Genomic DNA, 14273 nt, shown 5'->3' with positions numbered 1-14273 from the left:
AGCACTGAGAGAGGCACACACCAATGAAGGTGAACAAGAGGGGCATCGCCGCCGCGGGCGCGATCGCCATCGTTTCGACTCTGACGCTCGCCGGCTGCTCCACGGGGACCAGCGGCGATGACACCTCCGGCTCCGAGGACAGCGGCACGCTCGTCGTCTGGGTCGACGCCGAGCGCGTCGACGCCCTGCAGGGGGCGGCGGACGCGTACGAGGACAAGACCGGGGTCACGGTGGAGCTGTTGGGCAAGTCCGTCGACGACATGAAGGACGACTTCATCCAGCAGGTGCCGACCGGCAAGGGACCCGATGTGGTCATGGGCGCGCACGACTGGCTCGGGGAGCTGTCGACGAACGGCGTCGTCGCTCCGATCGAGCTCGGTGACAGCGCGGGGGACTACCTCTCGGTCGCGCTGCAGGCCGCGACGTATGACGGCACCGTCTACATGCTTCCCTACGCCGTCGAGAACATCGCCGTGCTGCGCAACGCCGACCTGGTCCCGACCGCCCCGCCCAGCTTCGACGACATGATCGCCCAGGGCACGTTCGTCGTGGAGCAGGGCGCCGAGGGCAACCCGTACCACCTGTACCCCTTCCAGACGGCTTTCGGCGCTCCGGTCTTCGGCACGGATGACACGGGCAGCTACGACGCCACCGACCTCCAGCTCGGCAGCGAGGGCGGTTTCGCCTTCGCCGACTGGCTCGGCGTGCAGGGCGCGGCCGGCGTGCTGAACACCGACATCGACGGTGAGATCGCCAAGCAGCAGTTCCTCGACGGCACCGCGGCCTTCTGGCTGACCGGTCCCTGGAACGTGGGGGCGGCCACCGACGCCGGCATCAACGTCGCGATCGACCCGATCCCGAGCCCGACCGGTGAGACCGCATCGCCGTTCGCCGGCGTCAAGGGCTTCTTCGTGAGCTCCGAGTCCAAGAACAAGGTCGCGGCGAACGACTTCCTGGTCAACTACCTCGGCACGGAAGACGTCCAGCTCGAGCTGTTCAAGGCCGGCAACGTCCTGCCCGCGCTCACGGCGGCGGCCGACACGGCGGCATCCGACCCGATCATCGCCGGCTTCCAGGCCGTCGGTGCCGACGCCGTCCCGATGCCGGCGATCCCGGCCATGGGCTCGGTCTGGCAGTTCTGGGGTGTCGCCGAGGCGGCGATCATCAACGGAGCGGACCCGACGACGACGTGGCAGAAGCTCGTCGACGACGTCACCGCAGCGATCAAGTAACAGCCATCACACGGGCCCTGCCGGGGCGGACGGCGACCACCGCCCGCCCCGGCAGGATCATGACGAGGACGACATGACAGACACCGACGAGCGCACGGCTCCTCCGACCCGACGTCAGCGCCAGGCCGCGAAGATCGCGGAGGCCGCATCCGGACCGATCGGCTGGATGCTGCTGAAGATCCTCCTGCTGGCGGTGGTCGATGCGATCGCGCTCTACGCCGCGTTCGTGCTCTTCGCGAACCAGGAGTGGCTGATCCTCGGCGTCGTCGTCGCGGTCGCCGTCCTCGTCAACTACATCTACTTCTCGCGCAAGCGCATTGCAGCGAAGTACCTCACCCCCGGCATCATCTTCCTGGTCGTGTTCCAGGTGTTCACGCTCCTCTACACCGGGTACATCGGCTTCACCAACTACGGCACCGGCCACAACGGCACCAAGGAGCAGGCGATCTCCTCGCTCCTCGCCTCGGCACAGGAGCGGGTCGAGGACTCGCCCACCTACCCCGTTACCGTCGTCGAGCAGTTCGGGACGTACGGGTTCCTCGTGACGGACCCGGAGTCCGGCGACGCCCTCCTCGGCACGTCCGAGCAGCCGCTCGAAGAGGTCGACGCCGAGTTCGCGGGCGGTCAGGCCATCGCGGTCGACGGCTGGACGACGCTCCCGCTTGCGACCGTCTTCACGCTCTCGGAAGAGCTCGAGAAGCTCTCCGTCCCGTTCAGCGATGACCCCAACGACGGCAGCCTGCGGGCTCCGGACGGCCAGAAGGGGTATCTGTACGTCTCGACGCTCGAGTACGACGCGCCTGCCGACACGATCACGGACACCACCACCGGCACCGTCTACTCCGACGAGGGTGACGGAGCCTTCACCGCGGCGGACGGGGAGCAGCTGCTGCCCGGGTGGCAGACGACCGTCGGCTTCGACAACTTCGTCCGTGCCGTCACCGATTCCTCTATTCGTGGGCCGTTGATCTCGGTCACCCTGTGGACGTTCGCGTTCGCGGTGATCTCGGTCGCGTCGACGTTCTTCCTCGGGCTCCTGCTCGCGCTGGTGTTCAACAACACCCGGATGCGCTTCCGCAACGGATACCGGATCATCCTGATCCTGCCGTACGCGTTCCCCGCGTTCCTCTCCGCACTCGTTTGGGCCGGGATGATGAACGAGAGCTTCGGCTTCATCAACCAGGTCCTGTTCGGAGGTGCGGCGATCCCGTGGCTCACGGATCCGACGCTCGCGAAGGTGTCGGTCCTGCTGGTCAACCTGTGGCTCGGCTTCCCGTACATGTTCCTGGTGTGCATGGGTGCCCTCCAGGGCATCCCGGAGGACGTGAACGAGGCGGCCGTCATGGACGGCGCGAACCCCTGGCAGGTGTTCCGGCGCATCAAGCTCCCGCTGCTGCTCGTCACGGTCGCGCCGTTGCTGATCTCGTCCTTCGCGTTCAACTTCAACAACTTCAACCTGATCTACATGCTCACCAAGGGCGGGCCGCGATTCAGCGACGTGTCGATCCCCGTGGGACACACCGACATCCTGATCTCGATGGTGTACAAGGTGGCCTTCACCGGGCAGACGCGCGACTACGGTCTCGCCTCCGCCTTCACCATCCTGATCTTCATCGTGGTCGCGACCATCTCGATCATCAGCTTCCGCAAGACCAAGGCCCTCGAGGAGCTGAACTGACATGAGCACCGCCAGCCCCGCCACCGACACACACGCCCCCGCCGCGCGCCGACGCACTCTCGGCGCCTGGTTCGCCGACACCGGGTGGCGTCACCTCGTCGCGATCGTCGTCAGCGTATTCGCCCTGTTCCCCCTCCTGTACGTCGTGTCGGCCTCGCTGAACCCGAAGGGGACGCTCACCGGATCGAATCAGCTGTTCTCGGCGATCGGGATCGACAGCTACGTGCGCATCCTGAGTGATCCGCAGAACCCCTATGGCACCTGGTTCCTGAACACCTTGCTCATCGCGGTCGTCACGGGCGCCGTCACGGTCTTCATCGGCGCGTGCGCCGCATATGCGTTCTCCCGCATGCGATTCGCCGGGCGCCGCGTCGGACTCGTCACGATCGTCGTGGTGCAGATGTTCCCGCAGCTGCTCGCCGTCGTTGCGATCTTCCTGCTCATGTCGACGCTGGGGGACTGGTTCCCGGCGATCGGGCTCAACACCCACACGGGACTCATCCTGGTGTACCTCGGGGGCGCACTCGGCGTGAACACGTATCTGATGTACGGCTTCTTCAATACGATCCCCAAGGAGATCGACGAGGCCGCCCGCATCGACGGCGCCGGACATGCCCGGATCTTCTTCACGATCATCCTGCGCCTGGTCGCGCCGATCCTCGCCGTCGTCGGGCTGCTGTCCTTCATCGGCACCGTCAACGAATACGTGATCGCGAGTGTGATGCTCGTCGACGTCGACCAGCAGACGCTGGTCGTCGGGCTCACCAAGCTCGTGGCCAACCCGCGCTACGCGGATTGGTCGGCGTTCTCTGCCGGTGCCGTGATGGCGGCGATCCCGGTGATGATCCTGTTCCTGTTCCTGCAGAAGTACATCGTCGGCGGACTGACGGCGGGCGCGACCAAGGGCTGACCGCCTTCGGACCGCCTCGCGTATCGGCCGGTCGCGGTAGCTTGTGTCGCATGCTATCTTGTGATGCATGACAGCTGACGTCGGCGCCCAGATGCGCAAGGGGGTCGTCGAGTACTGCGTGCTCGGCCTGCTCGCGCGCGAGCCGATGTACGGCTGGCAGCTGGCGGACGCACTCACACGCGCCGGACTGATCGCCAGCATCGGCACGCTGTATCCGCTTCTGGGGCGGCTGCGTGACGCCGACTGGGTCAGCACGTTCGACCAGCCGTCCGAGAGCGGTCCGGTGCGCAAGTACTACCGGCTCACGGAGGCGGGTGTGCAGCAGCTCGAGCGCTTCCGCGACCAATGGACACCGTTCGCCCGTGTCGTCACGGGCATCGTCGGAGAGGGACGACCATGACACAGACAGACGCACACGCACTGCGCGACGACTACCTCACGCGGCTCGATGAGGCCATGCGAGACCTCCCGCACGGCGTCGCCTCCGACATCCGCGGCGGCATCGTCGAAGAGCTCGAGGGGCTCGACGCCGAAGCGATGGCCGCACGGATCGCGCGGCTGGGGGATCCGGCCGCGATCGCGCGCGAGGCCCAGGACGAGGTCCCGGACAGCCCGAGGATCGTGGTCGCCGCCCCGGTCTCCGCCCCGCCGGCGCCGCGCCGCCCATCGACGTCGACGCGAGGGTTCGCGATCACGGCGGCACTGACGTTGAGTTTCGGCGGATTCATCGTCCCGGTACTCGGGTGGTTCGTCGGAGCGGTGCTCGTCTCGCTGAGCGCCCTGTGGAAGACGTGGGAGAAGGTCGTCTCGATCGTCGTGCCGTTCGTGTTCGGCGCGCTGTCGCTGCTGCTCCTGCAGTTCATGAGCTTCGTGGAGTTCGCCTCCTCGGGAAGCTCCTCCGGGTCCGGTCCCGGGCCGGACGACGTCACGAACAATCCGCTGGTGCCGAGTCTCAGCATCTGGCACCTCCTGCTCCTCTTCGGCTTCCTCCTCATCCCCGCATCGGGCCTGTGGCTGCTCTGGAGGCTGCGGGGGCGCACCGCCGCCTGACCGTGCAGCGACCGCGTCATCGCTCGGCGTTGCGGCCCGCGAGTTCGCCCTGCCCGTCGTAGCGTGAGGATATGGCACGAGTGGCTGGGCGCAGCATCGCGATGAGCTGGTTCGCCGGTGTCGTCTGTGCCGCGATCATCGGGGCGCTCGTCTGGCTGTCCCTCCCGATCCTTCCCGTGCTGGCCGCGTTCGCGGGCGACGCCCTGCGCACCGCCCTCCCCTGAGCGGTGGCGACCGGCCCGTCCTCACCCGCATGGCGACACGTCGGCACGCCTGCGTGAGCGGCCGTTCACGCGGCGGTACCCTCGCAATGCACATATCCGATGAGAGGCGCACCCCATGAGTGATCCCGACGGCCCCCAGCCCGAGAAGCCGGCTGACGTCGACGACGTCGTCGGCAGCGCGAACGCCGGTCTCGCAGACGCCGCCGCCGCGGGCGCGGATGTTCCCGGCGCGAACGACAGCGTGGACGACGGTCCCGTCGACCCCGTCGCCGCGCCCGTCGACCCCGACCTCGCCGCCTTCGAAGAGGCCGAGCGGGAACACCCCGGCACGTTCGCTCCTCCGCCCCCCGCCGCGACAGCGACGCCGGCCGCCGCATCGAACCCCGACGTGCGCGATGTCCGCGCTGAGGCCGACGCCGACAGTGCTTCCTTCTTCCCTGAACCGGTCGTGGCCGAGCCCGCACCGTTCGGCCACGAACAGTCCGGCATGGCCGGGGGTGCCTACGCGCAGTATGGCGATGAGGCCGACACCCGTGTCGTCCCGTCGGAGCCGCTGATCGCCGCGAGCGCGGGTGCGGCCGCGGCCCAGCCGCAGCCGATCTTCGTGCAGGCTCCGGAGCCGCCGCGCGATCGCGGAAACCGCGGAACCGCCGGGCTCATCGGTCTGCTCGCGACCCTCGTCTTCGCCGTGCTCTACCTGGGCGCGGCGCTGGGATTCGGCGCGGTCGCCGGTGATGTCACGGGCGAGAACATCGGTGAAGCGGCGCTCGCGCCGCTGCTCACGTGGGGATACTGGACGCCCGTCGTCGTGTTCTTCCTCGGGTTCTGGCTGCTCGGCGCGATCATCAACCGCGGACGCTGGGGCCTCTGGGTCGTGTTCGGTCTCCTCGTCGGCGTCATCGCGTACGCCGGCCATATCCTCGGGCAGCTGTTCGAGGCGCCGTTCTGGAAGCTCACCGCCTCGCAGGGACTCGACCTCGTCGGGGAACAGCTGCTGGCACCGTTGGCGATCGCCGCGTTCGTGTTCGCCCGTGAGCTGACCATCTGGTTCGGCGCATGGGTGTCCCGCAGCGGTGCGCGCAAGACCGAGCTGAACGCCGAGGCGCAGCGCGAGTACGAGCGCACCCTCGAAGCCGGTCCGACGCTGTCGAGGTAGTCACGAACTCCACCACGCCGAACCCCCGCGGGCCCGAGTCCGCGGGGGTTTCGGCTGTCTTGGCGGTGGTGCTCGCCACCATCAGCTTCTTCGCGCTCGCGGTGTTCGGGCTCGGTGCCCTGAGCGTGGCGACCGACACCGACATCATCTCGACCCCCGACCTCGGTCAGGCTCCGGGGGTGGTGGGGATGCTCGCCGCGGTCGTCGCCTTCGCGGTGCTCCTGGGGGTGACCCTCCGGACCCGGCGTCCGTCCTTCGTCTCCACGATCACGATCGCGCTCGTCACTGTCCTCGCGCATCTCGCGGTCGTGTGGTTCGCCGTTCTCCTCGGAACGTCGGACGTCGTGATCGGCACGGCGGTCGCCGGGGACCTCGTCCGGGGTGGAGTGAGCGCGGTGCTGCTCGTGGCGGCGCTGATCGCCGCGTGGGGTGGCATCGCTCTCCGCCGCACTCGTGCTGAGCATCCGCGTTGGCCTTGGGAGCGCGACGAGGACGAGTGACCTTCCACGCCCCGCCGCGGAAGGGGAAATCGACGCGGTGAAGGGCGACGCGCCGTACGCTGGTGGGGTGGAGCGCTCACTGGAGACGCAAGTGGACCAAGCCGTCGAGGCCTGGTTGCGCTGGGTGCCGCGCTGGGAGCCGGCGACCCATCGAGGCCGCGTCGCGCCCTGCCGTCGTTGTCTGGGATCTCCGATCCTCGCCGCCGCCGGGATCGGCGCGAACGCGCCCCACGGCGTGCAGCATGGGCTCTCGACCCGGATCAAGACCATCGTCGACCACGCGGTCGCCGAGTACACGGCGCAGAACCTCCCGATGCTGCAGCGAGAGCTCGACCAGCAGGCCGCACGCAATCGCGCCCGCAGCTACCGACCGGCCGAAGACCTCGACCCCGAGTTCGACGGGCTCCCGCTCGATCCGGAGCCGGTACCCGGAGCACCGTTCCTGTTCACGATCGCCGGCCTCGCCGACGACTCCGCCGCAGAGCTCCCGGCGCTGCCACCGCTCACGGAGGAGGCGAAGATCGCCCTCCGCCAAGAAGTCGCCCTCGCCGACGAGTACGCCAACATGGTCGGCCGGGAGATCTGCAACATGCTGCTCGGGCACCGGATCGTCATCCAGGCGGCGATCTCCCAGCATGTCGAGCCTCAGATCGAGGCGCTGCTGGCGGAGTTGACCGAGTCGCTGGACTCGCCCTTCGATCCCGACATCCCCTGATCCTCGCGACGGTTCGCGGCCGCACGCTCATTTGACCGCCACGTTACGCGGCATTACACTTGACCAGGTGTGTGCACGTCTCGACGTGCGCGCTGGGCGTCGGCACCATGCCGGTCCGCCCCCACGGCATACCCACCACACCAAAAGCTCGTCGATTCCGGCGTGCCGGTGGGTCATGATGTGAAACCCATCACGCTGTCACCGTGCAGCACTATGAGGAGAGAACGTGCCAACCATTCAGCAGTTGGTTCGCAAGGGTCGCTCGCCCAAGGTCACCAAGACCAAGGCGCCGGCGCTCAAGTCGAACCCGCAGCAGGCCGGGGTCTGCACCCGCGTCTACACCACCACCCCGAAGAAGCCGAACTCGGCGATGCGCAAGGTCGCTCGTGTGAAGCTCCGCAACGGCACCGAGGTCACCGCGTACATCCCCGGTGAGGGCCACAACCTGCAGGAGCACTCGCTCGTGCTCGTGCGCGGCGGTCGTGTCAAGGACCTTCCCGGTGTGCGTTACAAGATCGTCCGTGGCGCCCTGGACACCCAGGCAGTCAAGAACCGTAAGCAGGCTCGTTCCCGCTACGGCGCGAAGAAGGGTTGAGTTAGATGCCTCGTAAGGGACCCGCCCCGAAGCGCCCCGTCGTCAACGACCCGGTATACGGCGCACCGATCGTCACCTCGCTGGTGAACAAGATCCTCGTCGACGGCAAGAAGTCGCTGGCCGAGTCGATCGTCTACGGCGCCCTCCGCGGTGTCGAGGCGAAGAACGGCCAGGACGCCGTCGCCACGCTCAAGAAGGCGCTCGACAACGTGCGCCCGACCCTCGAGGTCCGCAGCCGCCGCGTCGGTGGTTCGACCTACCAGGTGCCGGTCGAGGTCAAGCCTCACCGCGCCAACACGCTCGCTCTGCGCTGGCTCGTGAGCTACGCGAAGGGCCGTCGTGAGAAGACGATGACCGAGCGTCTCCAGAACGAGATCCTCGACGCGTCCAACGGCCTGGGTGCCGCGGTCAAGCGCCGCGAGGACACGCACAAGATGGCCGAGTCGAACCGCGCGTTCGCTCACTACCGCTGGTAAACAGCTTCGCCCGTCCCCCGGCCTCCCGTCGGGGGACGGGCACCCCCTCTTCGCAGTAAGACTGCTCCAAAAGATAAGGACACTCCTGTGGCACAAGACGTGCTCACGGACCTGAGCAAGGTCCGCAACATCGGCATCATGGCGCACATCGATGCCGGCAAGACCACGACGACCGAGCGCATCCTGTTCTACACGGGCGTCAACCACAAGCTCGGCGAGACGCACGACGGCGCCTCGACCACCGACTGGATGGAGCAGGAGAAGGAGCGCGGCATCACGATCACGTCTGCCGCCGTGACCTGCTTCTGGAACAAGAACCAGATCAACATCATCGACACCCCCGGTCACGTGGACTTCACGGTCGAGGTGGAGCGCTCGCTCCGCGTCCTCGACGGTGCGGTCGCCGTGTTCGACGGCAAGGAGGGCGTCGAGCCCCAGTCCGAGACCGTGTGGCGTCAGGCCGACAAGTACAACGTGCCGCGCATCTGCTTCGTCAACAAGATGGACAAGCTCGGTGCCGACTTCTACTTCACGGTCGACACGATCGTCAGCCGCCTCGGCGCCAAGCCGCTGGTCATCCAGCTGCCCATCGGTGCGGAGAACGACTTCATCGGCGTCATCGACCTGATCGAGATGCGTGCACTGGTCTGGCCCGGCGACTCCAAGGGTGATGTCACCATGGGCGCCAAGTACGAAGTCCAGGAGATCCCCGCCGACCTCAAGGAGAAGGCGGACGAGTACCGTCAGCAGCTCCTCGAGGTCGTCGCCGAGACCGACGACGCGCTGCTCGAGAAGTTCTTCGGCGGCGAGGAGCTCACGGTCGCCGAGATCAAGGGCGCGATCCGCAAGCTGACCGTCGCGAGCGAGATCTACCCGGTGCTCTGCGGTTCCGCGTTCAAGAACCGCGGTGTCCAGCCGATGCTCGACGCGGTCGTCGACTTCCTGCCGAACCCCCTCGACGTCGGTGCCATCGAGGCGCACGACCCGAAGGACTACGACACGATCATCGAGCGTCACCCCGACGCCAACGACCCGTTCTCGGCGCTGGCCTTCAAGGTCGCCGTGCACCCGTTCTTCGGTCGCCTCACCTACGTGCGCGTCTACTCGGGTCACCTCGACTCGGGCTCCGCCGTGGTCAACTCGACCAAGGGCAAGAAGGAGCGCATCGGGAAGATCTTCCAGATGCACGCCAACAAGGAGAACCCGGTCGACTCGCTGACCGCCGGCAACATCTACGCGGTCATCGGCCTGAAGGACACCACCACCGGTGACACCCTCGCCGACCCGGCAGCTCCGGTCGTCCTCGAGTCGATGACGTTCCCGGAGCCCGTGATCGAGGTCGCGATCGAGCCGAAGACCAAGGCCGACCAGGAGAAGCTGGGTCTCGCGATCCAGAAGCTCGCTGAGGAGGACCCGACCTTCCGCACGGAGCTCAACCCCGAGACCGGTCAGACGACCATCAAGGGCATGGGCGAGCTGCACCTCGACATCCTCGTCGACCGCATGAAGCGCGAGTTCCGCGTCGAGGCGAACGTCGGCAAGCCGCAGGTCGCGTACCGTGAGACGATCCGCAAGACCGTCGAGAAGCACGACTACACGCACAAGAAGCAGACCGGTGGTTCTGGACAGTTCGCGAAGATCCAGTTCAACATCGAGCCGCTCGAGCTTGACTCCGAGACGACTTACGAGTTCGTGAACGCCGTCACCGGTGGTCGCATCCCCCGTGAGTACATCGGCTCGATCGATGCTGGTTTCCAGGACGCGATGAACGTCGGTGTGCTCGCGGGCTACCCGATGGTCGGCGTCAAGGCGACCATCGTCGATGGTGCAGCGCACGACGTCGACTCCTCGGAGATGGCGTTCAAGATCGCGGGCTCCATGGGCTTCAAGGAGGCCGCTCGCCGTGCCAACCCCGTGCTGCTCGAGCCGCTGATGGCCGTCGAGGTCCGTACTCCGGAGGAGTACATGGGCGACGTCATCGGTGACCTGAACTCGCGCCGTGGCCAGATCCAGTCGATGGAAGACGCCGCCGGCGTCAAGGTCGTCCGCGCTCAGGTGCCGCTGTCCGAGATGTTCGGCTACATCGGCGACCTGCGCTCGAAGACCTCGGGCCGCGCCGTCTACTCGATGGAGTTCCACAGCTACGCTGAGGTTCCCCGCGCGGTGGCGGACGAGATCGTCCAGAAGACCAAGGGCGAGTAATCACCCTTCTGGGTTCCCCGCGGCGCCGAGCACGGCGAAGCGCCGCGGGGTTCCCAGGTCACCTACAACTTCACATTCCCTCTCTACTAAACTGAGAACCTAACCCGTAGAGAACCGGTCGCAAACCAGTGCCCGGTCACCTCTACAACGACGTCCTGAGGAGGACCCAGTGGCTAAGGCCAAGTTCGAGCGGACCAAGCCGCACGTCAACATCGGAACGATCGGTCACGTCGACCACGGCAAGACCACGCTCTCCGCAGCGATCTCGAAGGTGCTTGCTGACAAGTACCCGTCCGACACCAACGTGCAGCGTGACTTCGCTTCCATCGACTCGGCGCCGGAAGAGCGCCAGCGTGGTATCACCATCAACATCTCGCACATCGAGTACGAGACCCCGAAGCGCCACTACGCGCACGTCGACGCTCCCGGCCACGCCGACTACGTCAAGAACATGATCACCGGTGCGGCTCAGATGGACGGCGCGATCCTCGTGGTCGCCGCCACCGACGGCCCGATGGCTCAGACGCGTGAGCACGTGCTGCTCGCCAAGCAGGTCGGCGTTCCCTACCTGCTCGTCGCGCTGAACAAGTCCGACATGGTCGACGACGAGGAGATCCTGGAGCTCGTCGAGCTCGAGGTCCGCGAGCTGCTCGCCGGCCAGGGCTTCGACGAGGACGCTCCTGTCGTCCGCGTCTCCGCTCTCAAGGCCCTCGAGGGCGACGAGAAGTGGGTCCAGGCGATCCTGGACCTGATGCAGGCCGTCGACGACAGCGTTCCGGACCCGGAGCGTGACCGCGACAAGCCGTTCCTGATGCCCGTCGAGGACGTCTTCACGATCACCGGCCGTGGAACCGTCGTCACGGGTCGCGCCGAGCGTGGCACGCTGGCCATCAACTCCGAGGTCGAGATCGTCGGACTCCGTCCGACCGTCAAGACCACGGTCACGGGTATCGAGATGTTCCACAAGCAGCTCGACGAGGCCTGGGCCGGCGAGAACTGTGGTCTGCTGCTCCGCGGTACCAAGCGTGAAGACGTCGAGCGCGGTCAGGTCATCGTCAAGCCGGGTTCGGTCACGCCGCACACCGACTTCGAGGGCACCGCGTACATCCTGTCGAAGGACGAGGGTGGCCGTCACAACCCGTTCTACACGAACTACCGCCCGCAGTTCTACTTCCGCACCACCGACGTCACCGGCGTCATCTCGCTGCCCGAGGGCACCGAGATGGTCATGCCCGGCGACACCACCGACATGACGGTCGAGCTGATCCAGCCGATCGCCATGGAGGAGGGCCTCGGCTTCGCCATCCGTGAGGGTGGACGTACCGTCGGCGCCGGTACGGTCACGAAGATCATCAAGTAAGCATCTGCTTCCTCGCAAAGGGGTCGGGCCTTCGGGTCCGGCCCCTTTGTCGTGGGCGGGCGGCGAGGGTTCCCTTCGGCGGGGTGGACATGCACAATGAGTGTGGTCGCCCCGATCGGACGACCGCACACGTCTCAGAAGGGGAGTCACATGGGTATCGAGGACGCCGTGAACAAGGGCAAGGACCTCTACGAGCAGAACAAGGACAAGATCGCCGAAGCCGTGAAGAGCGAGCAGGCGGAGGACATCAGCGACAAGGTGCTCGACGGTGTCGCCGACTTCGCGAAGAAGATCGCACCCGGCGCGGCGGACAAGATCGAAGAGATCCGGGACAGCGCGGACAAGGCCGTCGGCAACGAGTAGCCTCGCCCGTCGTCGCTGAGCGGCGCCCCACCGGTGGTGGGGCGCCGCTTTTCGGTGCCGGGCGGTGAGACCCGGTGTCAAATGTGGCGGATTCGCTCCTGCATCGAGTAAGATCGTCTCGACCGCCTGGGGATCTTGCGGTCATGGAAGCCGAAGGGGTTCGGCTTCCGGGAACACGCGGTCATCCGCGTCCAAACTGGGGATATGCGATCTTGGGGATCATCGTGCGACGCGCGCAGCCACTGCGCCTGAGCGTCTCCCTGCCTGCGCGGCGGGTCTTCCGCCGCGCCCTCGGTCGAGGAGCTCGGCGTCCCTTCACGCCGGGCTACTCGCGTTCGGTGTGCCCCCTCGCACTGAACGCCCTCCCCAAGCGGGGCGAGGCATGGGGATGCCTCGCCCCGCTATCTCCTGCGATCTGACGTCTCCGCCGCGCGTCTGAGGCGCGGCGAGACGACCGCGACACGCCCGGGTTTGCAGAAGTGAAATCGGCCGTGGCAGAATAGACAGGTTCGATATTCCGTTGCCGCTGTGCGTGCAACGGATCACTGCCAGGGCAGTGCATAGACGGCGCCTCCTCCGGGACGGCGCAGGGTTCTAGGCCGCGGGTAGCAGAACACACCCCGACACCCCCTCATGATGAAGGGTTCCGCCGTGCGCGGTGGAAGGTCGGCATCCGGTCGCCTCGCGGCTTCCGGCTGACAGAAGAACAGTGGTGCAGCAGATCGACTCGTGAGAGCCGTTCTCGTGCCGAGGCGCGAACAGCGCCGACGTGCGTCCAATGCCCCAGGGCCACCCGGTCCCGGACGGTAAGACGCCTAAAGAGAGAGAGCAGACAATGGCGGGACAGAAGATCCGCATTCGCCTGAAGTCGTATGACCACGAGGTCATCGACACGTCCGCACGCAAGATCGTCGACACCGTGACCCGTGCGGGCGCAACCGTCGTCGGCCCCGTGCCCCTTCCGACCGAGAAGAACGTCGTGTGCGTCATCCGGTCGCCCCACAAGTACAAGGACAGCCGCGAGCACTTCGAGATGCGCACCCACAAGCGTCTGATCGACATCGTCGACCCGACGCCCAAGGCTGTCGACTCGCTGATGCGTCTCGACCTGCCGGCCGATGTCAACATCGAGATCAAGCTCTGAGGTTCGACATGGCTGACATCAATTCCAAGGTTTCCAAGGGCATGCTCGGCACGAAGCTCGGCATGACCCAGGTCTGGAACGAGAGCGGCAAGCTCGTTCCCGTCACCGTCATCGAGCTGGCACCGAACGTGGTCACCCAGGTCCGTACCCCCGAGAAGGACGGCTACAACGCCGTGCAGATCGCCTACGGCCAGATCGACCCCCGCAAGGTGAACAAGCCGCTCTCCGCTCACTTCGAGGCAGCCGGCGTCACGCCGCGTCGTCACGTCACCGAGATCCGCACCGCGGACGCCGGCGACTACACCCTGGGCCAGGAGCTCACGGTCGACGGCACCTTCGAGGCAGGCCAGCTCGTCGACGTCGTCGGCACGAGCAAGGGCAAGGGCTTCGCCGGTGTCATGAAGCGCCACAACTTCAAGGGCGTCTCGGCTTCGCACGGTGCACACCGCAACCACCGCAAGCCCGGCTCCATCGGCGCATCGTCGACCCCGAGCCGCGTCTTCAAGGGCATGCGCATGGCCGGCCGTATGGGTGGCGAGCGCGTGACCGTCCTCAACCTCACGGTGCACGCCATCGACATCGAGAAGGGACTCATGCTCGTCAAGGGCGCCGTCCCCGGTGCTCGTGGTCGCATCGTCTATGTCCGCAACGCAGTGAAGGGTGCCTGA

At 66.7% G+C, this 14273-nt stretch carries 16 protein-coding genes; all 16 read left to right on the top strand.

Features of this window, described 5'->3' with window-relative positions; all coding sequences use genetic code 11:
* Positions 1 to 23: 23 nt before the first annotated feature.
* Positions 24 to 1232: a sugar ABC transporter substrate-binding protein gene (locus FGL91_RS00965; protein ID WP_153242821.1), complete on the top strand. Its 1209-nt coding sequence runs from the start codon at positions 24 to 26 to the stop codon at positions 1230 to 1232.
* 73 nt (positions 1233 to 1305) lie between these two features.
* Positions 1306 to 2910, top strand: a complete 1605-nt coding sequence (locus tag FGL91_RS00960) for an ABC transporter permease subunit (RefSeq protein WP_153242820.1) — start codon at positions 1306 to 1308, stop codon at positions 2908 to 2910.
* Position 2911: 1 nt separating this feature from the next.
* Positions 2912 to 3820, top strand: coding sequence for a sugar ABC transporter permease (locus FGL91_RS00955; RefSeq protein WP_153242819.1), 909 nt, complete (start codon positions 2912 to 2914; stop codon positions 3818 to 3820).
* 67 nt (positions 3821 to 3887) lie between these two features.
* The gene (locus FGL91_RS00950) at positions 3888 to 4220 is read left to right on the top strand and encodes a PadR family transcriptional regulator (RefSeq protein ID WP_153242818.1); all 333 of its coding nucleotides are present in this window, start codon (positions 3888 to 3890) and stop codon (positions 4218 to 4220) included.
* Positions 4217 to 4870 (top strand): HAAS signaling domain-containing protein, encoded by a 654-nt coding sequence (locus FGL91_RS00945; RefSeq protein ID WP_153242817.1) that lies wholly within the window; start codon positions 4217 to 4219, stop codon positions 4868 to 4870. Before FGL91_RS00950 ends, FGL91_RS00945 begins: the two co-directional genes overlap by 4 nt.
* Before the next feature lie 71 nt (positions 4871 to 4941).
* Positions 4942 to 5094 (top strand): hypothetical protein, encoded by a 153-nt coding sequence (locus tag FGL91_RS00940; RefSeq protein WP_153242816.1) that lies wholly within the window; start codon positions 4942 to 4944, stop codon positions 5092 to 5094.
* 115 nt (positions 5095 to 5209) lie between these two features.
* Positions 5210 to 6250: an ABC transporter gene (locus tag FGL91_RS00935; protein ID WP_153242815.1), complete on the top strand. Its 1041-nt coding sequence runs from the start codon at positions 5210 to 5212 to the stop codon at positions 6248 to 6250.
* 65 nt (positions 6251 to 6315) lie between these two features.
* On the top strand, positions 6316 to 6750 hold the full coding sequence (locus tag FGL91_RS00930) for a hypothetical protein (RefSeq protein WP_227991782.1): 435 nt from the start codon (positions 6316 to 6318) through the stop codon (positions 6748 to 6750).
* A gap of 67 nt (positions 6751 to 6817) precedes the next feature.
* Complete coding sequence (locus FGL91_RS00925; RefSeq protein WP_194239285.1) at positions 6818 to 7465, top strand: spermidine/putrescine ABC transporter substrate-binding protein; 648 nt, start codon at positions 6818 to 6820, stop codon at positions 7463 to 7465.
* A gap of 226 nt (positions 7466 to 7691) precedes the next feature.
* Positions 7692 to 8060 carry a 30S ribosomal protein S12 gene (rpsL, locus tag FGL91_RS00920; protein WP_017201609.1) on the top strand — a complete coding sequence of 123 codons (369 nt, stop codon included), beginning with the start codon at positions 7692 to 7694 and terminating at the stop codon, positions 8058 to 8060.
* Positions 8061 to 8065: 5 nt separating this feature from the next.
* Positions 8066 to 8536, top strand: coding sequence for a 30S ribosomal protein S7 (gene rpsG / locus FGL91_RS00915; protein WP_017201608.1), 471 nt, complete (start codon positions 8066 to 8068; stop codon positions 8534 to 8536).
* A gap of 87 nt (positions 8537 to 8623) precedes the next feature.
* On the top strand, positions 8624 to 10738 hold the full coding sequence (gene fusA / locus FGL91_RS00910; protein WP_047524111.1) for an elongation factor G: 2115 nt from the start codon (positions 8624 to 8626) through the stop codon (positions 10736 to 10738).
* 169 nt (positions 10739 to 10907) lie between these two features.
* A complete protein-coding gene (tuf, locus tag FGL91_RS00905; protein ID WP_047524110.1) occupies positions 10908 to 12098 on the top strand; it encodes an elongation factor Tu in 1191 nt (396 codons plus the stop codon).
* Between the two features lie 150 nt (positions 12099 to 12248).
* Complete coding sequence (locus tag FGL91_RS00900) at positions 12249 to 12461, top strand: hypothetical protein (RefSeq protein WP_153242814.1); 213 nt, start codon at positions 12249 to 12251, stop codon at positions 12459 to 12461.
* 835 nt (positions 12462 to 13296) lie between these two features.
* Positions 13297 to 13605: a 30S ribosomal protein S10 gene (rpsJ, locus tag FGL91_RS00895; RefSeq protein WP_017201594.1), complete on the top strand. Its 309-nt coding sequence runs from the start codon at positions 13297 to 13299 to the stop codon at positions 13603 to 13605.
* Between the two features lie 8 nt (positions 13606 to 13613).
* A complete protein-coding gene (gene rplC, locus FGL91_RS00890; RefSeq protein WP_047524109.1) occupies positions 13614 to 14273 on the top strand; it encodes a 50S ribosomal protein L3 in 660 nt (219 codons plus the stop codon).

Origin of the sequence: Microbacterium sp. CBA3102, assembly GCF_007954505.1 — a bacterium.
Classification (GTDB): domain Bacteria; phylum Actinomycetota; class Actinomycetes; order Actinomycetales; family Microbacteriaceae; genus Microbacterium; species Microbacterium aurugineum.
The sequence above is the reverse complement of the archived record's forward strand: the minus strand, read 5'-3'. Positions and strand labels throughout refer to the sequence as shown.

What these genes read in the sequence shown, in the direction of transcription:
- FGL91_RS00965 (WP_153242821.1), top strand. Translation starts at nt 24, where the DNA reads ATGAAGGTGAACAAGAGGGGCATCGCCGCCGCGGGCGCGATCGCCATC.
- FGL91_RS00960 (WP_153242820.1), top strand. Translation starts at nt 1,306, where the DNA reads ATGACAGACACCGACGAGCGCACGGCTCCTCCGACCCGACGTCAGCGC.
- FGL91_RS00955 (WP_153242819.1), top strand. Translation starts at nt 2,912, where the DNA reads ATGAGCACCGCCAGCCCCGCCACCGACACACACGCCCCCGCCGCGCGC.
- FGL91_RS00950 (WP_153242818.1), top strand. Translation starts at nt 3,888, where the DNA reads ATGACAGCTGACGTCGGCGCCCAGATGCGCAAGGGGGTCGTCGAGTAC.
- FGL91_RS00945 (WP_153242817.1), top strand. Translation starts at nt 4,217, where the DNA reads ATGACACAGACAGACGCACACGCACTGCGCGACGACTACCTCACGCGG.
- FGL91_RS00940 (WP_153242816.1), top strand. Translation starts at nt 4,942, where the DNA reads ATGGCACGAGTGGCTGGGCGCAGCATCGCGATGAGCTGGTTCGCCGGT.
- FGL91_RS00935 (WP_153242815.1), top strand. Translation starts at nt 5,210, where the DNA reads ATGAGTGATCCCGACGGCCCCCAGCCCGAGAAGCCGGCTGACGTCGAC.
- rpsG (WP_017201608.1), top strand. Translation starts at nt 8,066, where the DNA reads ATGCCTCGTAAGGGACCCGCCCCGAAGCGCCCCGTCGTCAACGACCCG.
- FGL91_RS00900 (WP_153242814.1), top strand. Translation starts at nt 12,249, where the DNA reads ATGGGTATCGAGGACGCCGTGAACAAGGGCAAGGACCTCTACGAGCAG.
- rpsJ (WP_017201594.1), top strand. Translation starts at nt 13,297, where the DNA reads ATGGCGGGACAGAAGATCCGCATTCGCCTGAAGTCGTATGACCACGAG.
- rplC (WP_047524109.1), top strand. Translation starts at nt 13,614, where the DNA reads ATGGCTGACATCAATTCCAAGGTTTCCAAGGGCATGCTCGGCACGAAG.